This is a genomic window from Cyclobacterium jeungdonense (genome assembly GCF_010994275.1).
Classification (GTDB): domain Bacteria; phylum Bacteroidota; class Bacteroidia; order Cytophagales; family Cyclobacteriaceae; genus Cyclobacterium; species Cyclobacterium jeungdonense.
On sequence record NZ_WMCD01000016.1, the window covers coordinates 37,989 to 61,659 of the forward strand.

The 23,671-nt window shown below is 44.9% G+C and carries 13 protein-coding genes; 5 read left to right on the forward strand and 8 right to left on the reverse strand.

Annotation, left to right across the window (positions count from 1 at the left end; all coding sequences use genetic code 11):
• Positions 1–18: 18 nt before the first annotated feature.
• The 3 genes from GKS34_RS22045 to GKS34_RS22055 all read right to left on the reverse strand — a co-directional run bounded on the left by GKS34_RS22045 (position 19) and on the right by GKS34_RS22055 (position 7,501).
• Complete coding sequence (locus GKS34_RS22045; protein WP_240459418.1) at positions 19–3,180, reverse strand: SusC/RagA family TonB-linked outer membrane protein; 3,162 nt, start codon at positions 3,178–3,180, stop codon at positions 19–21.
• Between the two features lie 509 nt (positions 3,181–3,689).
• The gene (locus tag GKS34_RS22050; RefSeq protein WP_163387164.1) at positions 3,690–5,600 is read right to left on the reverse strand and encodes a c-type cytochrome; all 1,911 of its coding nucleotides are present in this window, start codon (positions 5,598–5,600) and stop codon (positions 3,690–3,692) included.
• 62 nt (positions 5,601–5,662) lie between these two features.
• Entirely contained in the window at positions 5,663–7,501 is a 1,839-nt protein-coding gene (locus GKS34_RS22055) for a 3-keto-disaccharide hydrolase (RefSeq protein WP_163387165.1), read from the reverse strand.
• Between the two features lie 202 nt (positions 7,502–7,703).
• Between GKS34_RS22055 and GKS34_RS22060 the strand changes: the two genes are divergently transcribed.
• From GKS34_RS22060 to GKS34_RS22080, 5 genes are all read left to right on the forward strand, one after another.
• Complete coding sequence (locus GKS34_RS22060; RefSeq protein ID WP_163387166.1) at positions 7,704–8,627, forward strand: NAD-dependent epimerase/dehydratase family protein; 924 nt, start codon at positions 7,704–7,706, stop codon at positions 8,625–8,627.
• Positions 8,628–8,686: 59 nt separating this feature from the next.
• Positions 8,687–9,469: an SDR family NAD(P)-dependent oxidoreductase gene (locus tag GKS34_RS22065; RefSeq protein WP_163387167.1), complete on the forward strand. Its 783-nt coding sequence runs from the start codon at positions 8,687–8,689 to the stop codon at positions 9,467–9,469.
• Between the two features lie 552 nt (positions 9,470–10,021).
• Positions 10,022–10,564 (forward strand): phage tail protein, encoded by a 543-nt coding sequence (locus tag GKS34_RS22070; RefSeq protein ID WP_163387168.1) that lies wholly within the window; start codon positions 10,022–10,024, stop codon positions 10,562–10,564.
• Positions 10,565–10,637: 73 nt separating this feature from the next.
• Positions 10,638–18,902: an MBG domain-containing protein gene (locus GKS34_RS22075; protein WP_163387169.1), complete on the forward strand. Its 8,265-nt coding sequence runs from the start codon at positions 10,638–10,640 to the stop codon at positions 18,900–18,902.
• A gap of 10 nt (positions 18,903–18,912) precedes the next feature.
• Positions 18,913–19,884, forward strand: a complete 972-nt coding sequence (locus GKS34_RS22080; RefSeq protein ID WP_163387170.1) for a PorP/SprF family type IX secretion system membrane protein — start codon at positions 18,913–18,915, stop codon at positions 19,882–19,884.
• Positions 19,885–19,903: 19 nt separating this feature from the next.
• Here the strand turns inward: GKS34_RS22080 and GKS34_RS22085 are convergent, their stop codons facing one another.
• The 5 genes from GKS34_RS22085 to GKS34_RS22105 all read right to left on the reverse strand — a co-directional run bounded on the left by GKS34_RS22085 (position 19,904) and on the right by GKS34_RS22105 (position 23,661).
• Positions 19,904–20,617, reverse strand: coding sequence for a sulfite exporter TauE/SafE family protein (locus GKS34_RS22085; protein WP_163387171.1), 714 nt, complete (start codon positions 20,615–20,617; stop codon positions 19,904–19,906).
• Between the two features lie 6 nt (positions 20,618–20,623).
• On the reverse strand, positions 20,624–21,049 hold the full coding sequence (locus tag GKS34_RS22090) for a FixH family protein (RefSeq protein WP_163387172.1): 426 nt from the start codon (positions 21,047–21,049) through the stop codon (positions 20,624–20,626).
• A gap of 19 nt (positions 21,050–21,068) precedes the next feature.
• On the reverse strand, positions 21,069–22,484 hold the full coding sequence (gene ccoG / locus GKS34_RS22095) for a cytochrome c oxidase accessory protein CcoG (RefSeq protein ID WP_163387173.1): 1,416 nt from the start codon (positions 22,482–22,484) through the stop codon (positions 21,069–21,071).
• Positions 22,485–22,556: 72 nt separating this feature from the next.
• Positions 22,557–23,483: a cbb3-type cytochrome c oxidase N-terminal domain-containing protein gene (locus GKS34_RS22100; RefSeq protein ID WP_240459419.1), complete on the reverse strand. Its 927-nt coding sequence runs from the start codon at positions 23,481–23,483 to the stop codon at positions 22,557–22,559.
• Positions 23,470–23,661, reverse strand: coding sequence for a cbb3-type cytochrome c oxidase subunit 3 (locus GKS34_RS22105; protein WP_163387175.1), 192 nt, complete (start codon positions 23,659–23,661; stop codon positions 23,470–23,472). Before GKS34_RS22105 ends, GKS34_RS22100 begins: the two co-directional genes overlap by 14 nt.
• Between the last annotated feature and the right edge of the window lie 10 nt (positions 23,662–23,671).

The following is a 23,671-nucleotide window of genomic DNA, read 5'->3' on the forward strand; positions in this document are numbered from 1 at the left end:
TTTAGTTGTTGAGATTGCTTAAAAGGTAACGTTAACACCCAAAATTAGATTTCTGGATACCGGCATGTAACCGCCATCAAATCCAACCGTATTGTTACTTCCTGTCTGAATTTCTGGGTTTGTACCAGTGTACTTGGTAAAGGTTACCAAATTCTGACCCTGGAAGTAAACGGAAGCCCTGCTCATTCCCCAATCGCTCAACATGTTCTCAGGAAGATTGTAAGTTAGTTGCGCATTTCTCAACCTAAAATAAGACCCGTCTTCAACAAAATAACTTGAAGGCCGGCTACTAATTTGGTCATTGGCGTCCATAATAGGCAGTGTACCACCCGTATTATTTGGCTGCCAGGCGTCGTAAAGAGCGGCTTTGGATTTGTTTCCCTGGAAGGTATTAAAATCCGTCCAGTAATTGATGTAGTTAAAGATATCGTTCCCAACAGATCCATTGCCAAATAAAGTAAGGTCCCAGTTTCTGTAACCCAGATTCAAGTTAATACCGTAAACGAAATCAGGGTGCGGGTTACCAATGATCGTTCTATCGCCATCGGTGATTACTCCGTCCCCGTCTACATCTTCCACTTTAAATTTACCTACTGCATTGTAAGTACCATAAGCCGGATGGGCATTTACCTCTTCTTCAGTCTGGAAGATTCCCAGGTTATTATAGCCAAAGAAGGAGGAAATCGGAAACCCAGACTGAGTAATTGTCACGGATGGTACCCTTGTAGAAGCACCAAACAGTACGTTATCCTCATTTTCAGCCAGATTATCCACATTATTTCTGTACATAGAGTAATTTGCCGAGATACTGTATCTCAATTCTCCTCCTAAAGCCGTGTCGTCCAATCCTATATTTAGGTCAATACCTTTATTAGTCATTTGCCCTATGTTAAAGAAAGGCGGTGTCGCATCTCCGTGGCCGTAGCTAATAGGTACCTCAAATAGCATGTCGGAAGTTACTCTATTCCAAACGTCCAATTCAAAGAAATACTTTCCGTTCAGAAATTCCACGTCCAGTCCTAAATTGTTTGACGTGGTCGTTTCCCATCGGGCATTAGGGTTACCAAATCGCTGGGCGTCAAAACCTAAAGCAGGAGAAGAAGTGGATCCGTCAATGGGGTAACCCGCATTGAATATATTCGTCCTGTAAGTCGTATACGCATTGTAATCTCCGATCAATTGATTTCCCGTTTTACCCCAACCGTATCTCAATTTCATATCGGAAACAAATGGCAGCGCTTCTGCGATAGCTGCCTCATCGGACAATCTCCAACCCAAACTGAATGCCGGGAAGGTCGCATTTCGGGAAGCAGCCAGGAATCTGGAAGATCCGTCGTTTCTTAATATAAACTGAACCAGGTATTTACCGTCGTAAGAATAGTTTATTTTTCCAAATTGAGAATAAAGCCTGTAATCACTTACAACTCTACCAAAGTTGGTTGCTGTATTAGGATCTCCCAAATCAAGATAAGAAATGATCGGAAGTGTTTCGAAAGCAAATCGTTGCCTGGCTGCGCCAAAAATCTCACCAAATTCTTTAATGGATTCTATTCCCAAATACGCGTCGAACGCGTGAACTTCGTTAAACGTCTTGGTATAATTAATGGTATTCGTCCATACCCACTGATATGAGTACTCATTTTCCGCAGTAGAACTGTTTACAAAGTTACCTTCCACATATTCAGGCTGAGGCCTTCCGATATACCTTGCTCTTCGGTTATTGCCGTCCACTCCAAAACTAGATCGAACGTACAAATTGTCAGTCAAGTCTAATTGGGCATACACATTACCAAATGCTCTGAGGGAATAATTTCTATTGTCTTTAGCCCTTGCCAGCACAGCAACGGGGTTAAAATTATTTCCCAAATTGGCTCCTCTACTTCCAGCAAAATTACCCATGATGTCATATACCGGCAACAATGGGTGCTGTAAAGATGAACTAAATACGGCATTTTGTTCGGCATTGTTACCAGCAGATCCATTTCCAAATCCTCCCTTTCTGTTTCCCAGGGTTACAGAGAGATTCTCTCCTACAGTAAGCTTATTATTTAAAGTCTTGAATTCCGTGTTTGCTCGGATAGAATACCTGTCGTAACTGATGTCATTGACAATACCTTCCTGATTAAAATAATTCAAAGACAATGCATACCGGCCATTTTCGGTTCCGCCATTAGCAGTGACCTGATAGCTTTGGATAGGTGCGGTTCGAGTAGTTTCAGCCCACCAGTCTGTATCTGCAGCGCGGGTGATGGGATAAATATTTCCCGGCTCCAACGCATAAAGACTGGGATCTACCCCAGGATCTCCTTCCATTGCACCACTTGGGAAAACATAGTCAGGCATACTTACTTCTCCATTAGGACCATAAGAATACTGACCGTGATCTGGAGTGTTTCCAGCGTAAATATCAGCCAGGTACAAATACTCACCCAATTCCCTGGCATTTAAGGGATCGGGTCCTCTTTCTGCTGTCTGTGTTCCATAAAAAGCATTGAAAGAAATGGATGGTTCACCCACCTTTCCACGTTTCGTAGTGATAATGATTACTCCGTTTGCTGCTCTGGAACCATAGATAGACGCGGCAGAAGCATCCTTTAAAATCTGGATGGATTCAATGTCATTCGGGTTCAAATTTCCCTGACTTTGAGTCGGTACTCCATCAATCACATATAGGGGATCGTTGTTATTAATGGTACCAAAACCCCTGATCCTTACCGTAGCTCCTCCGCCAGGAGTGGCATCATTTACGATGGACACACCAGCAGCTCTTCCTTGCAATTGTTGAGCAAAGGTGGTAGCAGGAATGGCAAGCAATTCTTCAGTATCCACTGATGTAACCGCTCCGGTAATTTCCCGACGGGATTGAGAACCGTAACCAGTAACCACAACCTCGTCCAGGCCACTGACTCCTTGCTCCAATTGGACATCTACAGTAGTCCTATTGCCAACTTGCTCCTCAATGGTTGTAAAACCCAAAAAAGAAAATACCAAAATGGCATCTTGGTTGGGTACAGTGATGGTATAATTACCATCTAGATCGGTTACGGTACCATTTGAAGTACCTTTGACTAATACCGCGGCTCCCGGTAAGGGATCTCCTAAATCATCCGATACGGTACCTGTTACTTCCACCTGAGCAAATACGATTGCCGTATTTGCCATGATAAGGAACAGTGCCATGCTACATAATTTGTAAATTTTCGACATAAGCAATTAATTAGGTTTACGTGTGTATTTGGATTTAAATTTATTACTTACTGGAATGTTCTGACAATGAGTATTTCCCTTGCAGGATTTATCGCAGAAATTGCCTAGTAAATGAAATTAAGAGTCAGGATTATTGGAAAGAACCGTTATTGGTATCGGTTCAAGAATAGAATTTTTTAGCCCTTGGCTTAGAAAAGCCAAAAAGTCAATAAGGTTCGGGATATGCATGTAGGTTAAGATTAGGTTCATTGTGTTTCAAAATTAATTAATGATAGTATAACCATTATTTAATTTTGAATGTTTAGCAATGTTACCAATTTTTGCAAAAAAGTAAAAGAAATTAATCAATTAAAATTTAAAGAGACCTGATATTTTACCTTAAAGTACCAATAGTCTCTGATTTTTAATCAAATGTACCTAATTAATCTAAATAATGGGAAAAATCAAAAATAAATTATAATTCATCCCGGTAAATAAAAATATTATTTCAGAGAATTAATCCATTTAGCGATTTTTAAGGCATCTGCTTCCGGTACATGAGGCATGGGGGGCATGGGCGTAGCATATTCCGGCCAATTTTCCGGCTTTGGAGTATGTATCAGGGATACAATTTCTTCCGCTGTATAGTTTCGTTTAGCTACCTCCCCGTAAGCTGGCCCAACCTGTTTCGTATCCTTATTGTGACAGGCAACACAAGTATATTGAGAAAGCAATGCGCTCACCAATGCCTCGTCAATGATGTTTTCATCACCTTCAGGAAGGTTATCGGTATCACTGGCCATAGCCACCGCTTTTGGACTAACACTTGCAGGATCAGAATCAGCAGATTGTGCGGTAGAACGATAGGTACTCATGTCTTTTTCTGCCAAAACTTCTCCTTCCGGAATCTCATTTAATGTATAATAGGCGGAGGGATGTACCAGGGAGTAATAATTACTCTTTTCCCTGATACCGTCCAATCGTAAATGATGGATATGGTATTGGGTCAGCCCATCCAATTTTATCCGAATCCGCAGCAAATCCTCTGAAACCTGGACTCCTTTTACATCGGCCATTTCATTGGCTACCGGTGGACTACCATAAACTGGATGGTATTTATAGATAAACGTTTGGACACGGTAAGATGCCAGGTCTTCTGCTGACTTTCTATCTACCGGTTTGGTAAATTCCACTTCAAACCCGTCAGGCATCGCATGGATATCCCGAATCTCGAAGGGTATTTCGCCATTCCACACCAGGCGCTCCAAGCCTTCACTGGCCTCACCGGCAGAGCCCCATCCCCGGTTGGTCTCACCGACAAACAAGGACCCGTCCAAGCCCCAGGCCATTCTCAAAACGCCTGAGCGAAAACCACTTCTGAAATCAATCGCTGCTCCCTGGAGTACCCCATTCACTTCTTCCATCATAACCCGCATGATTTTGCTCTGTCCTTGATCCCCTACCAACATTTGGCCTGAAAATGGTCCAAAATTGCCTTCCGGTATTTTGATCGGTTCGGAGGTTGAAATACCGTAAATCCCATAAGGCAGCCAAACAGCAGGAAGGGTAATTTGCGGCAATTTTTCTTTTGCCTGATAAAGGGTCAGGTAATCTTCGTCGGTAACATTTTCAGGCTTGATGTAGCGACCCTGCTCGTTTTTTACTTTCCGGGGATCAACGACGGCATGAAAAGCCTCCGGACTGAGGTCCAAAGGAGAGTTTTCCCGGCCGGTCCAGGTGAGCCCGGCAGGATGTCCTGCAAAAGACCCTTTCTGAATGTGCCAGATCCCTCCTGAGGCCATGTAATCCCCCTGATTTTCGGTGTAAAAGAGCTTGCCATCGATATATCCCAATCCAGCAGGAGATCGCATACCTGTTGCCCAAGGCTCCATTTTTCCATCCGGACTGATTTTCATGATCCAGCCCCGGTAAGGAACGCGACTCTCTCCTCTCCACCATTCTTCATTTCCAAAAGCCACGTTTCCGGATACGTAAAAGTTTCCCGCTTCATCCACAACGGGACCATAACTGTATTCGTGGTAGTTTCCCGAAACCGGCCAGCTGTAAACCGTTGTATACTGGTCAGCGCGTCCATCTTGATTGGTGTCTTCTAATTTGGTCAACTCTCCCCGCTGAGAACAATAAAAAGCACCATCCAGGTAAACCAATCCCAGAATTTCATGTAATCCAGATGCAAATTTTCTAAAATAGGGACGTGACCCTGTTGGGTTTTCCACCAGGTAAATTTCTCCTCTCCGGGTAGCCACTCCGAGGTTTCCGTTTGGCAACACTGCCAATCCTCCTACTTCGAGCAATAACCCCTCCGGCGCTTTCACTTTCAGGATTTTTAAATAATCTTCTTCCATTGGGGATTCCTGGGCCGTTAGCCTTGGCGAAAGGATCACAAAGATCATTGCGAGGAAAAGTATTCCGATTGATTTATTTTTTATTTCCATTTTACCGTTGTCTGTAAAAATCAAAACCATAAAACATAGTCCATGTTTTTCCGGGCAGGGACCAGTAATTCCTTTTGCCCATTACTATCCCTCAAAATCGGGACTGATTGAATTTCTTCGGCTAGTTGAATATAATAAGCCTTATCTCCTACCAAATAAAGGCCATTTCCAAGGTTTTCGATCTTTTCGGATGCTATCACTCGGACATACCTGTTTTCCAGAGATCCTCCCAGATTCAGTATTCGCTTTAAACCTTTACCACCGGATACCACTTCCAGCTTATCCTCAACTGCCACACCAAATACTTCATACGAAAATTGAAGCTCATGCTCTTCAGACAAAACACGGTACCCATTAACTTTATATCCACTACCCAAGGTATCGGTTGGCCAGGCCTGCTCTGTTGAACTAAGTTGAGCCAGGCTGAATGCCGGACTACCCAGGTAGAGCAGGGTACCCATAGGCCTCGAAGACCCGTCGCCTCTGCTGTACCACATCGGAGTAGCGTTCAGAAATTCCCCTTTCCAAATCTGGATCAGATTACCATAATCCATATCGTAGGTATAATGCACGTTATCCGGGGAGGCCACCGAAACGGCATGCGTCATCCGGTATCCACCGGGAAGGTCCATAAAACTCCTTAAAACCGGACGTTCATTTGGATCTATCAAAATAGGGTCCGGGCCACTGGATCCTACAAAAGACCGATCCGATAGCAGCAATGGCCGAATGCCGGGACCTGCTATTTCTGCTGTGAGCAGGGGATCAACCCAGTCCTGAACTTTGGAATAAACTAATTCAAGCGGATGAAGACCCCGAGTCAGTGATACCTCGCCCGCTACATTTCCTCCAGACGGCCTAAAAACCTGTTCTCCCCCAATGGAAAGCACCCCTGCTCCCCCTGGAAACGAAAAGTTAAACGAATAACTTCCTTCTTCCTGAATGTCCAACTGTCCGCGATATCGGATTAGGAATTGATCACCCGATCCGGAAATGGATGCAGTAAGGGATTCCAGTTCACCTGACTTTTCTGACTTGAGCAAAGAAAAGTCAGGCAATGCTTCGAACCTACCTTTATAAATATCATAGGTCAAGCCTTTTAGCTCCGGAGCAGCATTATCAAAAGGGGTCAGCTGAAGGTTTCGAAAAGCCACTGCCCCATGGTCTCCCTGAATGCGAATGGGACCTCTACTCATCTCCTGGTTTGCCATAGCTCCCCTGGTGGGTCCAAAAAGTTCTACATCCTCGTGAATGATTACACCATTCAGCTCGACGGAAAGCATTCTTGCGTTTTCAATTTTTTCACCGTTTTCATCAAATCTGGGAGCCTGAAAGGATACCTTTAGTTTTTGCCACAATCCAGGAGCTCTACTGGCATTCTGCCTTGGTGCATAGCCCTGATAGCCCTTCTGGCCTTCCGGTTTGGAATCATCCCAACGCTCATAAATACCCCCATTATCCCCCGCTCGCGGAATTTTAACTCCCCAGCTATCCAAAATTTGAATTTCGTACATTCCCTGTAGGTAGATTCCGGAATTGGAACCTTTGGCCACCAGATACTCCACTTCCACATCCAAATCCCCATAAGATTCCTTGGTGTATAAGTCTTGCCCTTTATTTTTTTCTGTTGGCAAATTTACCAGCACACCGTTTCCATTTGATACGGTTAACCGACCCTGCTCAGATAAGTCGGCTATGGCATCCCCTGCTACCCTCCAGGTTTTCCCGGGCTTTTCAAAAGCATCCAGATCATCTAATGATACAGCGTATTGGGCAAGGCCGGGATAAGGCAGGATAAAAGAAAAAACCAATAAAAGAATTCCGGGTACGTTGGAAAAGAAAGGTTTTAATTGGATCATGGGGTAGCATTGTTAATTCAACAAAACAAAAATCTTGGATGACAAAAATAGCTTTTTTAAAGTAAAAAAGTAGCGAAAAAACATAAATTGAAAAAATCCCATTTTTAAGCACATGCACGTCGTCGTTCCAGCTACTTATTTTTAAAGTAATTTTCAAACTCGAATTTTGAGTGATTATATTTACTCGTAAAAAAAATCTAACATGCAAACACAAACCATATTGGGCGCCGGGGGAAACATTGGAAATGGTCTGGCAGAAAAACTTTCAGAATTCCCGGTAAAAGTGCGATTGGTAAGCCGAAATCCAAAAAGGCTATTCGGGACGGAGGAACTGGTCAAAGCGGACCTGCTGCAAGCCTCCCAAGTGAATGATGCGGTGAAAGGATCCGACATCTGCTATCTGGTGGCAGGAATTACTTACCGAGCGGCGTTATGGGAAAGGGATTGGCCGGTAATTATGAAAAACGTAATTGCCGCTTGCAAAACCCATGGATCAAGGCTGGTCTTCTTTGACAACATGTATGCTTACGATCCGAAAGCGGTCGGGTTCCTTCAAGAAGATAGTCCTATCCGTCCGGAAAGCAGGAAAGGTAAGGTAAGAGCCGAAATAGCACAAATGATAATGAAAGAAATTGAACAAGGTCAACTGACAGCTATGATTGTCAGGGCGGCAGATTTTTACGGTCCGGGTGCGCGGTTAAGTATGGTTCATGAAACGATTATCAACCGAATGATAGGTGGGAAATCGCCCCAATGGATGTACAATAAAAACAAAAAACATTCCTTTACCTATATTCCAGATGCGACCAAGGCCACTGCTTTTTTAGCGCAACAGGAGGACTCCTGGAATCAGGTATGGCACCTCCCTACTTCTAAATCCTATCCTTCCGCACAGGAAATAGCCACCATTCTAGCTTCTAAATTAGATAGAAAGGATAACGTGCAGGTATTGCCTGGATGGGTTGTTTCCTTCCTGGCAATTTTTATGCCCCTGATGAAGGAAATAAAAGAACTGAGGTACCAGCTCGATGAAGATTATTGTTTCGACAGTAGCAAAATTGAAACTGCCTACGGGCTAAAGCCTACTTCTATAGATGAAGGCCTACAAGCCTGCATTGACCATTGAAAGGATGATTTGTTTTGCTATCTTTAGCTTTACCTGTAAAAACTTAATCTGCAAATGCCATGAAGAAGACCTTACCTGGAATCGAACTTTTTGATTTAAGTAACAAAAAAGCCATCATTACGGGCGGGTCCAAGGGTTTGGGGCTGGCCATGGCTGCTGGTCTGGCCTCCTCGGGAGCGGATGTGTTGCTGGTTAATCGAAACAAGGAAGATGGTGAAAAAGGAGCGGCCGCCATTTCAGAAGCGTTTGGAGTCAATGGTCTTTCTTTTGCTGCGGACATCACGCAGGAGGAGCAAACAAAAGAAATGACTGCTTACGCCCTTGATAAATTTGGAAAAATCGACATTCTGATCAACAGTGCAGGAATTAATATCAGGGGAGGAATAGAAGCACTTAGCCTGGAAGCATTCAATCAGGTAATGTCCGTTAATGTGACCGGCACCTGGTTGTGCAACAGGGCAGTTGTTCCACATATGAAAGCTCAAAAAGCAGGAAAAATCATCAATCTGGCAAGTACACTCGGATTGGTGGGACTGGCAGACAGGACACCCTACACCTCCAGTAAAGGAGCCGTAGTACAAATGACCCGGGCGTTGGCAATTGAACTGGCTCCTTTTTCCATCAATGTAAATGCCATTTGTCCCGGTCCTTTTTTAACGGAGATGAACATTCCCGTCGCTGATCATCCTGCCACCAGGGACTTTATCATCGGTGCCACAGCCTTTGGAAGGTGGGGTGAATTGAAAGAAATCCAGGGAGCTGCAATTTTTCTGGCTAGCGAGGCTTCAAGCTACATGACCGGATCCATGCTTACCGTTGATGGGGGGTGGACGGCCAAGTAAGGTACTCATATTTTCATTTAAATGCGCAACTTTTAAGGGTACTGCCTTCTGTATTCAATCCGCTGGATTGAGATAATTCTCACCAGGCCCACCCTCATCGGGGAGGCGTTTAATTATTCCTACCAGTTCCATGCCGCTGACTGCCTTTCCAAAAGCAGCAACCTCGTACCCATCCGGGTTTCTTTTTCAACCCTAATACAATTCTGGCTACTCACCAATGTAAATAAAAAAGGAGCTTTGAACAGTATCAGATCCCGATCTGCCCGTGGATAAGATTCCATAATGGTGCTTTACTGAAAACCCACTATTAATCAATATTCTTAAAATTTCTTATTTGACAGTAGATATATTCTCAATATGTGAAAAGTAAACTATATTAATTTATTAAAAATAATTTTCCGATTTATTTAACATTTAAATTAATTTCAAAAACTTTTTTTTATATATAAATACAATCTACTGAAATATAGCCGAGTAAATAGTTATTTTATTTATTTTTTTAATTTATATTTAGTTTCTTATTTATTATAAACCAAAATTCAAAATATTACTATGGAAGAACTAATGGGTACTATCAAAATGTTCGCCGGAAACTTCGCTCCCAGAGGTTATGCTCTCTGCAATGGACAAATACTAGCCATCAGCCAAAACCAGGCACTCTTTTCGATCTTAGGAACTACTTACGGGGGAGATGGCCGAACCACTTTTGCCCTGCCGGATCTCCGGGGACGGGTACCCATGGGGCCGGGCCAGGGACCGGGTCTTTCTAACCGGCAACTGGGAGAAATAGGTGGCAAGGAAAACACTACACTTACTGTTGCCAATTTGCCTGCTCACAACCATACCCTTTCGGCCAACTCTGCCTCGGGAAATACCAATAACCCACAGAATGCATTTCCAGCCTTAAGTCAGGTTCAAATAGACCGATCGAATCCCCCTGTGGCCGTAAACGCTTTCGATAGTGCAGCCAATACCACCATGAATGCGCAAGCCATTGGTATTGCAGGGCAAAGTCAAGCCTTTGACCAAATGCCTCCTTTTTGTGGAATGAATTTCATTATCTGTACCGAGGGAATTTATCCATCCCGAAATTAATTAAACCTGAAAAGGATTCCCCGTTCATTTTTTCGGGGAGTTCTTTCATTTTGATTCTTAAACTTTTAAAGTAATGAAGCTACTTTTAAAAAACATTCTCCTCATCTCGATCCTTTTTTTTTGTTGCAAACAATTAGTAGCACAAACCACTACGGTTACCTTTAACGAGATTACCAACTACGTTGGGAACTTCGGCGAAACCTATGACAATGGCGGATTACGATTTTCAATAACCAAAGAACCCAGTGCCACTCCCAACTCAGGAATTAAAGCCACAGAAACCGACGGTTTTCTGGGCAGCGTGGCTTTAAATGACTCCAATCTTGTGCCCAACGGAATCCAACAGTGGTCCATTCGCAAGACGGATGGTTCTTCCTTTCAATTTATCAGTATTTTCCTTCAGGAAGGTGGCGTGGGAGCCTCTACTTCCGGTACCATTAGCGCCTTTAAAGGCGGAGCCCAAATTGGTTCTTCCAAACCCATTGACTTTAATTCAGCATCAAATGGCTTGAAGACGTTTGATAATGACCCAGATTTTTACGATGTGGATGAAATCAGGATTAACGCGGACGACCTATATTATTTTCTTGATCATGTCACCACCGGACCACCTTTTTCCCCATTGGATGCGGATCCTCCGGTAGTCACCGGAATTACGCTGAATGGAGTTCCTGCTACCACAGCCGAATCGGTCACTTTCACCGTCAATTTTTCGAAAACTGCGCTAAACGTTAGTCTGGATGACTTTTTACTAACCACCTCCGGAACTACCGGAAGTTTAGCGGCCATTAGTGGTACGGGCAATAGTTACCAGGTTACCGTAAATGCCATTAGCGGAGAAGGCTCTATACGATTGGATTTGAAAGCGGGTACCGATATCGCCAATGAGAACAATACCAGCGGAGTTCCAGCTTTCACGTCAGGAGGGACCCACATTGTAAGTGCCTGTTTCGCTGAAAACATGGAAAGCAGCGCGGATGCAAGCAGCAGCTTCTCCAGCAACGGCCTTTCCTTTTCGCTTAGCACAGGTCTCGAGATCGAACAACGCATGGGCTTCGGTGCCGATAATTCCGATAGTTATATCAAAAACAATAACACCGCGGGAAATTTTTCAATCAGTTCATCCGAACTTTTCACCATGACTTCGGTCGATCTGTTTCTATCCGATTTATCCAACGGAGATAATCCGACAGGAAACGGAACACTTACTGTTACAGGCAAGAACAATGGAAATACCGTTTTTACCATCATTAAAACATCTGGTTTTCCAGTAAATACAACTCAAAATGGAGGTTTTTTGACCCTTGACTTTACAACGGATGGGGCACAGAATTTTAGAAATATCAATGTAGATGAGGTGGAATTCACCATTGCCGACGGATTTCAGGAATTGTTAATTGATAATTTCAAGTTTTGTGAGGAGGTTCCCGACACAGATACTGCACCACCGTCAGTCCAGCGGATACTGATAGATGGCAGCCCCAATAGTACTGCCACCTCCATTGTGTATACTGTCGTTTTTGACGAAGATGCATTTAACTTAAGTTTGGATGATTTTTCTCTTGTAACTACGGGAACTGCATCCGGAACTTTAAATCAAATCACTGGTACAGGGAGCAGCTATCAGGCAGAAGTAACGGGCATTGCGGGGGAAGGCTCTTTGCAACTCCGTTTAAAAAACGGAACGGACATAAGAGATGCCCTGGGAAATACCGGCACGCTGGAATATGTCAACGGACAAATCCATTTGGTAGGGGCTTGCTCCTCCGAATCCTTTGAAGACGAAACCGACGGAGCCGTAAGCTTTAGTGGAAATGGCAAGAATTTTAGCTTGTCTGGCACCTGGGCCGTTAAAAACAGAATTGGTTTTGGAGCAAATGGATCGGCAAAATACCTGGAATCATCTGGTTCGGGACCATACACCTTACAGGTTTCCGGAACTCCTGTTGCAGTCAGTAAGATAGGCCTATACCTTTCCTCCTTCGAGTCCGGCGTATCTCCCACCAATGATGGTTCGCTTACAATTAGCGGAAAACGGGATGGCACCGTTTTATATACCCTGCAAAAAACCAGCGGTTTTCCTTCTGACTTTGGCGGAACAGGCGGGTTTTTCAACCTGGATTTTGCAACAGATGGTCTTTCAGACTACTCAGCGATACTGGTGGATGAATTAGTGCTCGAAACAGGCGGCACCTTTACTTACCTGGCATTGGATAATTTTGATTTTTGCGTAGATAATGCCGCTCCTTTGGGTTACTCGGTAACCATTGATCAAAATATGATCGAACTAGCCAACCAGGATCAGATAGGATTCACTTTTGCTGGAGCCGAATTGGAAAGCACTTATATCTATTCATTTAATAGTTCAGGAGGAGGCGCAGCTGTAACCGGATCCGGTACCATCCTAAGTACAACCCAACAGGTAACTGGAATCGATCTGAGCAGTTTACCGAATGGACAGATAACGCTGACTGTATCCTTAACGGATATATCGGGAAATCAAGGTCCGGAGGTAACCGCCCAAGTCGACAAATTTATAAATACCATTCCCGAAGTGGGTCCGGACCTTTACACGGCACCTACCTACCAGGAAAATGCCTCCAACCTTCTCATTTTGGAGAACATTGATGTCAGCGATGCAGATGGAGATCAACTTATTCGTGCAATTATCCGATTTGAAGGAACAGGGAGAATTTCAGGGGACGAATTTAGTCTGGCCAACCCCTCTCCTTTTATTTTTCAGGAGGTGGATGAAAACACCATGGAACTGACTGGCACCGCCAATGCGACCACCCTGACCACGGTACTAAGGGACTTGGCTTTCCGCACAACTTCGGAAGATCCAACATTGGGCGGAACCGAACCTGAAAGAATTGTTTCCATTGTTGTGGAAGATGAAAACGGAGGGTTTTCTTCACCTGCAAATGGCACCCATAATCTTCGAATACCCATTGAAGCGGTTAACGACGCACCAACACTATCCCTCCCCGCCACCGAAGAAGTCCTCTCCAATCAATCGTTGGCATTGAGTAGCGCAGGAGGTAATGGAATAACAGTAAGCGATCCGGATGCTGGATCCAATGCGCTACTAGTCGAACTATCCGTAACCAATGGCAGCCTGGACCTGGCAACGACCGCCGGGCTAAACTTCGTGCAAGGAACTGGTTCCAATAACAGTACCATGCAGTTCTCTGGAGACCTTACTGCCATCAACAATGCGTTGGATGGATTGGAATTTACCAGTTCCACCAATTTTGTCGGCGAAGCGGTCCTCTCAGTTGAAATTAACGATCAGGGAAATACCGGTACCGGCGGATCCCTGGCAGCGAACAGTTCCTTGTCTATTCAGGTAAACGCTCCAAATGCTCCTCCGGTCGCATCAGGCGTAAGTGCCTCCGGAACGACTGCAGTTGGTGAAAGTTTGACGGGTGCCTATACCTATTCCGATACCGAAAACGACACAGAATCGGGGAGCAGCTTTCAATGGTGGTTGGCCGACGATGCAGTGGGTAGCAACGAGACAGCTATTTCAGGAGAAAGTGGACAGGTTTTAACCCTGCTTTCTGACTACCTGGGGCATTTTATTAGTTTTGAAGTGACCCCATCCGATGGAAACAATTCCGGTGCTCCGGTAAAATCCGGGTACATAGGTCCTGTTTTTACCCTTCCTCAAGTAAACACAACCGATCCTGCTGGTATTTTATTCAATGCTGCGACGTTAGGAGGCGAGGTAGAAAACGAGCAATTTAGTGAAGTAACCGAAAGTGGAATTGTCCTCAATACTTCAGGAATCCCGGATCTAACTGACCAAAAAGTTACCATTGGCAGCGGCCCCGGCTCCTTTTCTGCCAGCGTTTCCGGTCTGGCTCCCAATACCACCTATTATGTACGGGCATTTGCGACTAATGCCGCAGGTACTGCATTTGGTCAGCAAGCAAGCTTTACCACAGAAAAACAGACACTTACTTTAGGTGGGTCTTTCCAGGCTGAAAACAAAACCTACGACGGAACCAACCAGGCGATATTTCTTACCAATGATCTGGAGCTTCTTAGCCCTCAACCTGGAGATGAAGTGATGGTGTCCGATTTAGTGCTGGCATTCGCCAATTCTCAAAGTGGCACGGACAAACCAGTTTCAATCGTTTCAGCGGTATTAACTGGTGCAGATGCTGAAAATTATACCTTAAATATAACCGCTGCTCCATCCGGCATTGCCAGCATATTTCCCAAATCGCTAACGGTATCGGCTGCGGAAGGAATAGCCAAAACCTATGGCACATTGGACCCTGCTTTTACGTTTACCAGTAGCGGCTTTGTAAATGGAGAGGACGAGACCCTAATTACTGGAGCATTGGATAGGGAGCCGGGTGAGAACGTCGGCTCATATGCAATCACCCAGGGAGACTTAAGTGCCGGTGCCAATTACACCCTGGACTTCACAGCGGCAAACTTTACCATCAATCCGCAAACATTGGTACTGACTGCAGATCCCGGGCAAAGCAAAATATACGGGCAAACCGACCCGTTATTTACCTTTACCAGCAGCGGTTTCGTGAACGGAGACGACGAATCCGTACTTACCGGGGCCCTGATCAGGGAGCCGGGTGAGAACGTCGGCTCTTATGCAATCACCCAGGGAGACTTAACTGCCGGTGCCAATTACACCCTGGACTTCACAGCGGCCAACTTTACCATCAATACGCAAACCTTGGTGCTGACCGCCGATGCCGGACAAAGCAAAGTTTACGGGCAGAATGAACCTGCCCTTACCTTTACCACCAGCGGTTTTGTGAATGGAGACGACGAATCCGTACTTACCGGGGCCCTGATCAGGGAGCCCGGTGAGAGCGTCGGTTCTTATGCAATCACCCAGGGAGACTTAACTGCCGGTGCCAATTACACCCTGGACTTCACAGCGGCTGACTTTACCATCAATCCTCAAACCCTGGTGCTGACCGCAGTTCCAGGGCAAGGTAAAACCTACGGGCAGAATGACCCTGTACTTACCTTTACCAGCACTGGTTTCTCTAACGGAGACGACGAATCTTTATTAACCGGGGCCCTGAACAGGGTGCCGGGTGAGAACGTCGGCTCTTATGCAATCACCCAGGGAGACGTAACTGCCGGTGCCAATTATACCTTAGCCTTTACAGGGACGGACTTTACCATTAGCCCACAAACACTGGTACTGACCGCCGATGCCGGACAAAATAAAACCTACGGCCAACTTGATCCTGTTTTTTCCTTTTCCAGCAGCGGCTTTGTTAATGGTGAAGATGAGTCCCTGATTACCGGAGCACTGGGCAGGGAGACCGGAGAGGACGTGGGGTCTTATGCAATCAACCAAGGAACCCTAAGTGCAGGTGGTAATTATACTCTGGAATTTACAGCGGCCGACTTTACCATCAATACACAAACCCTTCGGATAACCGCAGATCCCGGACAAGGCAAAACCTACGGGCAAACCGACCCGGACTTCAGCTATTCCAGTAATGGATTTGTCAATGGAGATGACGAGTCCCTGATTTCTGGTGCCCTCGAAAGACAGGCTGGGGAGGATGTAGGAACCTATTCAATTGTCCTGGGAAGCCTTAGTGCAGGAAATAATTATTCACTGGACCTTACAACTGCAGACTTTACTATCAATCCTCAAACCCTTTTGATAACCGCAGATGCCGGAAAAAGCAAAACCTATGGGCAAACCGATCCGACTTTCAGCTTTTCCAGCAGTGGATTTGTCAATGGGGATGACGAATCGTTACTTACCGGAGCACTGGGCAGGGAAATCGGAGAAGATGCGGGTTCTTATGCAATCACCCAAGGAAACCTGAGCGCAGGTGGTAATTATATCCTGGATTTTACAACGGCAGACTTTACTATCAATCCACAAACGCTGGTACTGATTGCAGACGCTGGGCAAACCAAAGTGTACGGACAGAATGACCCTGCATTTACCTTTACCAGCAATGGTTTCGTTAACGGAGATGACGAATCCTTATTTGCCGGAGCCCTGGACAGGGAGCCGGGTGAGAATGTCGGTTCTTATGCAATTAATATAGGGGACCTGAGTGCCGGAACCAATTATACACTGGACTTTACAGCTGCTGATTTTACCATCAATCCACAATCCCTGCAAGTCACCGCAGATGCTGGACAAAATAAAACCTACGGCCAACTTGATCCTGTTTTTTCTTTTTCCAGCAGCGGCTTTGTAAATGGTGAAGACGAGTCTCTGATTACCGGATCACCGGGCAGGAAGACCGGAGAGGACGTGGGGTCTTATGCAATTAACCAAGGAACCCTGAGTGCAGGTGGTAATTATACCCTGGACTTCATAGGGGCGGAATTTACCATCAATCCACAAACGCTAGTACTCATTGCGGATGCCGGGCAAAAGAAAGTGTACGGACAGAATGACCCTGCGTTAACCTATACGAGCAGCGGTTTCGTTAACGGAGATGACGAATCCTTATTTAGCGGAGTACTGGAAAGGCAGCCTGGAGAAGTAGTAGGAATGTACGCCATCACCCAGGGTAGTCTTAGTGCCGGAGCAAATTATATGCTGGACTTTACAGCTGCTGACTTTACCATCAATCCCCAGACCCTGCAGGTAACAGCAGATGCCGGACTAAGCAAATTGTACGGGCAAAACGACCCCGCGTTTACATTTACCAGTAGCGGTTTCGTATCCGGGGAGGATGAATCTTTATTCACTGGATCACTGGGCAGGGAGCCGGGTGAAGACGTAGGTTCTTATGCAATTAATCAAGGAAACCTGAGTGCGGGTAGCAATTATCAAATTCAATTTTCTGGAGACACTTTCCAAATTCTTCCTCGTGTCAAAACCAGCACACTCACACTTGATGAATCGGGCAAAGCAACGTTGGAGGCTGCAAGTCTGCTGGACCAACCCCTGGCGGCAGGTCAACTTGTGATTCTTAACAGGGTTGATTTTAATTGCTCAACTTTAGGAGAACAGGACATTGAGGTGAGTGTTGTGGATAAAAAGGGAATCGCATTTTCTTCAAATACAATAGTGACCGTAGAAGACCAATCCGCTCCTTTACCCTCCCTCGCCATACTCCCGGTTTTGAGAGCGGAGTGTGAATTGGAATCTTGGGATCCTCCAACGGCGACCGATAATTGTGAGGGAAGTATTGTAGGAAGCCCTGATAGAAACCTTCCGATTCTGGAAAACACACTGATTACCTGGACGTTTACTGACTCGAATGGAAACAGCAGCACCCAAACTCAGGAAGTAATCATCGAGGATGTCACCGCACCGGTGATCGAATCCATACCAGCGGACAATACCATCTATTTAAATGGAACGTACGTATTGCCGGATTTCACCGAAGTAGCGATTGCGCGAGACAATTGCGAATTGTCCCAGTTTGTTCAGAGTCCGGCGCCAGGAACACAATACTCCAATACCGAAACGATCCTTATTCAGTTAACCGCTATCGACACCGAAGGAAATGATAAAACGGCTTCATTCGTACTTGATCTAATAGATCTAAACCTCGTTGAAATCGAAGATCCCGAGTTGGTCTCTTTACCCTGGAACACCCCATTGGAAACCGTTTCCTTCCCGGATAGGATTACCGTACGTCTCAGTAATGGGCAGGAAACCAGCATCCCGGTTAGTTGGACGATTCCTGTATTGGACACCAAAGTAGCTGGTTTGTATCAATACAAAGGCAGCCCCGACTTTGGCAACATCCAGAATCCAGATCAGCTAGAACCAATCCTAAGTGTTTTGATTGAAGACAAAGCTCTTCCGGAGGAAATCACGCTATCTACCGATGAGTTTGCCGCTGATAGTGATCCTGGGACTATCATTGGTACCTTTAACACATTGGATCCGGCAGATAATATTCACAGGTATGAGCTAACAGGATTAACAATAGATAACCGCTATTTCGGCATATCTGGCAGTGACTTATATTGGAACAGTCAAGAAGCACTGCCTGGAAAAACCGCTTTTACCCTGGAAGTCAGCAGTACGGATCGGGCCGGAAATACCATTTCCCAAACCTTTACCATTAATAGAAGCAGGGCCAACCTGGATGCTATTTTTGTACCTAATTCATTTACGCCCAATGGCGATGGTATCAACGATGATTGGGGAGTAAATGATCTCCGGTATTACCAGGGAGGCAAAATCGCAGTCTATGAGAGAAGCGGCAAGCGCATTTTCTATACAGAAAACCCGGATGAGCGTTGGGATGGAACCTTTCTTGGCAAGGAATTACCAACCGGAACCTATTTCTGGGTTATCAGTTTGGGAGAAACGGACGAAGTCCGAAGAGGAGTACTTACCATTTTTAACAATTAATTAAAGGACGATGAAAAACAGCTACGTACAACTAACAGCCTGCTTCCTTCTATTCCTATTGGTTTTTCAAACCGGTAATCTGCAGGCACAGTCACGAAAATACATCAGTCAGTTTAGTCATTTTCAAAGTTATTTCAACCCTGGACTGACAGGTTACGAAGGGAGCACCTTAAGGGGTTTTGTGAGAAATCAATGGTCTGGGATGGAAGGTGCTCCTAAAACCTATTTTATCAGTGCTGAAATGGATTTTTCCGAGGCAAAAGGACTGGAAGACCCTGCTCTTATGGGGAAAAATGCCTACAGCATTAACCTGATGCATGACACGTATGGGGCCTTTAAAGAAACGGAGCTTTTGGTTGCTTATGCCAGCAGGGTTCGCTTGACCAGTGAACACCAATTACGATTAGGGGCTGGACTAAATTACCAAACCATTAGGCTGGACGGGAATGCTTTATCCAGTGAACAAGCTGGAGATCCTCTTATTGGTCAATACCTGGGCAGCTTTTCGGACATGCAAATTTTTGACTTTAATATCGGGTTGGCGTTAACCCATAAATCGTACTATTTTTCCTACGCCATGCATAACGTAAATAAAGGACGCATAGTCAGTGGAGAGGAATTTATGGATGGAAGGCCTGTTACCTACATTGCCCAAGCCGGTTTCAGAGAAGCCCTTTCTCCTCAGGTTTCTTTGATTCTCAATGGTTTTTACCGGAATCAGGAAGGATTGCCTGATAACATCGAATTCAATTTAAAAACCCTATTAGGGAATAAGTTATGGATTGGTGGCGGGCATCGGTTTGATTATGCCAGCAACCTTCAATTTGGGGTGTTGTTCGACAAGTTTAGGTTGGGTTACATCTATGAATTTCCGTCAAACCGCAGCTACTTGTTGCCGGGTCAGACGCACGAATTTGCCCTGGTCTACCACCTATTCGGTAATAACGAAAAATCAACCAATAAAGAGGTAATAATCTGGTAAGAAGGTGCAAGCCCTGTGCTCATTCACAATGGGTGATGTTTCCATCCAGCAATTCCGTGGCCTGTGCAGAAGGAAATGAAAGGGACGGACTCAGGTAAGGTATTCCCCAACCCATTCCTCTAATAATGAATAAAGTACCCACCACCAATGCAAAATAAGGTAGAAACCGATTCACTTTCACCCGGAAGCCGGCAGAAAAGACATTTCCCGAAATCATCAAAAGAATCATTACAGGAAAAGTCCCTAATCCAAAAAAGAACATGTACGTCATCCCTTGTACAGGACCTTGCAATCCTAACGATGCCATCAACGCCATGTAGACCATCCCACATGGCAGGAGTCCGTTTAACAGGCCTGAAATAGCAAACGATCGGGTACCACCAGGTTTGATGGCCCGTCCCAGACGAGATTTTAATTTAACTAATGCTGAGGACAGCATGGAACCAGCAATCCACTTCTCGGATTTCCGATAAGAAAAAGCCATGATTAGGAGGACAGCCCCTGTTAAGATGGAAAGCCACTGTTGAATGCCAGCCAATGCCAGCGAAAACCCAAGTAGGCCTACCAGACCACCCAATATGGAATAGGTAAGAGTTCTTCCGGTATTGTACAAAAGCTTATTGAAAAGGTATTTGTTTTTATCCTTTCCTGCTAAAGCCAGTGCAATGGGACCGCACATTCCGATGCAGTGGAAGGATCCCAAAAGTCCCCATATAAAGGCCGTCCAAAGCATATTTAATTATAAATCAATCTTTTTTTCTTCAAAGAAACCTTTTCCATTTTCTTTCCAGGTAAGTTTTACTCGCCAATATCCCGTCTCAAGTTTATTGAGGTTTACCGTATTGACATCCTCTTTCAAAATGTCCACATCAATTTTTTGATCCATTCTGGCATCCGAAGGCCTGAACAAATGCAATTCTCCCTGAGCCCCGACGGGAAGGTTAAGCGTCAATATTTTTTTACCGGCATCAAAACTCAAGGCTTTTTTTTCAGATTCCAGCGAATTGCTGACTTTATCAATGTGCTCCTGATACCTGATTTCCTCCTCATAATAATTATCCGTCACCAGATGCATGTCATCCTGTTTCATACAAATGGTGACCATGGTAGCCATTAAGGCAACAAATACTACAAACACAACTATTATTCCGCTTCCCCAATTCATAATTTTATTTTTAATACGTTTAATTTTTTACCGGGCCCATGAAACTGGTAGTTATTGTGTCAATGGTCTCTCCGTTTTGCTGCAAAAGTAGAACAACGTTTTCTTGGGGCACTACCATATCGGCCTGTGCTTTTACCAGAAAAAAACGTCCTTCAAATTTTGATTGGCCTGTCAGGTTCCAATCCGTGTCCCCTACTCGTTCAATTTGAATGGTAGGGTCCTCCGGAACCAAACTTACTTCTTGCTCCTCGAAGGTCTTGTTGATCAGGGTTACTTCATACAGGTTACTAATTTGTCCTCCTTCCCGCTCCTGATAGGTCATCCCCCGAAACCGGGTTACGGTTGCTGCGAGATCATCCCGGGTAACCAATAAAGCCACAAATCCCGCAATTAACAGCACCAGAATGGAAGAATAGGCTTTTACCCGTCCCGTAATTAATTTTGACGTTCCTGTTTGCAGACTCGTTTCCGAAGCGTAACGGATCAGGCCCTTCGGACGATCCACCTTTTCCATGACATCATCGCATGCGTCCATACAGGCGGTGCAATTGACACATTCCATCTGCACCCCATTTCTGATATCAATACCCGTCGGACATACCTGCACACAAAGGGTACAATCTATGCAATCTCCCAAAGCCTTATCTTCCACTTTATTTTTCCGAATGGGGCCTCTGGGTTCTCCCCTCACGTAGTCGTAACTTACATTGATGGATTGATTGTCCAGCAAAACTCCCTGTAGCCGGCCATAGGGACAAACGACAATACAGGCCTGCTCCCTAAACCAGGAAAAGACAAATAGAAATATCCCTGTGAACGCGATTAAACCTAAAAATCCAGCCGGGTTTTCTGCAGGAGATTGTTGTACAATCTCCTTGACTTGATCTATCCCTATCAAATAGGCCATTACCGTATGCGAAATTAGCAAGGAAATAAAAATGAAGATCGTCATTTTCAATCCCTTCTTTTTAAGCTTTTCTCCGTTCCAAGGCATGGCATTCAGCTTCCGCTGCTGGTTAGCATCCCCTTCTATCCAATATTCAATTTTACGGAAAACCATTTCCATAAACAGCGTCTGAGGACAGGCCCAACCGCAAAAAACCCTTCCGAAAACTACCGTAAACAGAATGATGAAAATGACAAAAATCAACAGCAAAAAAATGAGCAAATGGGTATCTTGTGGCCAGAAAACGGCACCGAAGATAATAAACTTGCGCTCAAAGATATTGAATAACAACCAAGGACGACCATCGATCCGAATGAAAGGACCGGCAAACAAAATGGCAAGTAAAATCCAGGAAAAATAGGTTCTCCACTTGTAAAATTTTCCGGAAACCTTTTTAGGATAAACCCAGTTTCTCCCACCCTCTTGGGTGACGGTTCCCATGGAATCCCTGAATTTATCCGGGTCAAGGTTTTCATTTTTTATTGCCATAACTTCACTTTGCTTTAAATAGGTAAAGACTGGTAATGGAAGGTCGGAACAGTATGTCCCGACCCAAATAGATTACTCCACCGGCTCCAAACCCAGCTCGTCTTCCCCCAGCGCATCGACAGGATCTTCAACCTCAGGTTCGTATTTTTCTCCCTGCGGCTCTTTGGGGTTGGCAGGTGTGGTTCCCTGAAGAGTAAGCACATAACTGGAAACCTGCTGCATTTGCTCCGGACTAAGTTGATCTTGCCAGGGGATCATTCCCTTTTCAATTACACCGTATTTAACCACCGAAAAGACATCTTTAATGTCAGCTCCGTGAATCCAGTATTCATCGGTAAGGTTAGGTCCAACACCTCCACCTCCATCCATGGCATGACAGGCGGCACAGTTTCCCAAGTATAGTTCCCTGCCTGCCTCAATAGCAGGAGTAGAAGAATCAAATTCTACGGAAGTCTCATCTATAGATGCCAGCATGGATTCCCCTCTGGCCTCTTCTTCCATGGCTGCAATGGCCAATTCCTCCTCGTATTCTTCGTATTGATTCTGCCCCAACCCGAGCACGGAGTAATTAACGAAATAGATCACTGCAAAAGCAATACTCATATAAAACACGTATTTCAACCAGGGAGGCATGAAATTATCCAGCTCCACGATACCATCGTAACTGTGGTCTAACTGAATGTCTTTTTCCTGCTCAATGGGTTTCATTTTGCCCGTAACAAATTTCACTTTGAATTCTTCCCACCAGGAAGGCTTCTCAGCCAGGGCTGGGTTGTCCCTGCGGATCACGGTCATAAGAAAAGATAACAAATAAAGCATTAATCCCATGATGATCACGATCAAAAGCAATACCACCGCAATGATCAACAGTAAGGCAGCCTGACTGCTGTCCAATTGCTGCAGCTGAGCGGTCCAACTTTCCCCACTATCCTGAGCAAAGCCAGGGATTACCAAAAATAAGGATAATAAGGAGGCTCCAAACAGTTTAAACGTTTTCATAGGAATCATCTTTTTGAGGTTCATCTTTCAAAGGCATTTCTTTCATGTGGTCAATGTATTTATTGTCCACGCTTGCTACCCACCAAAACATCCCTATAAAGAAGATTACAAAAATCAACAGGGAGATGATGGGATAAATTTCAATGTTTTCTATAGATCTTAATATTTCCTTTTGCATGGTCTCTTAC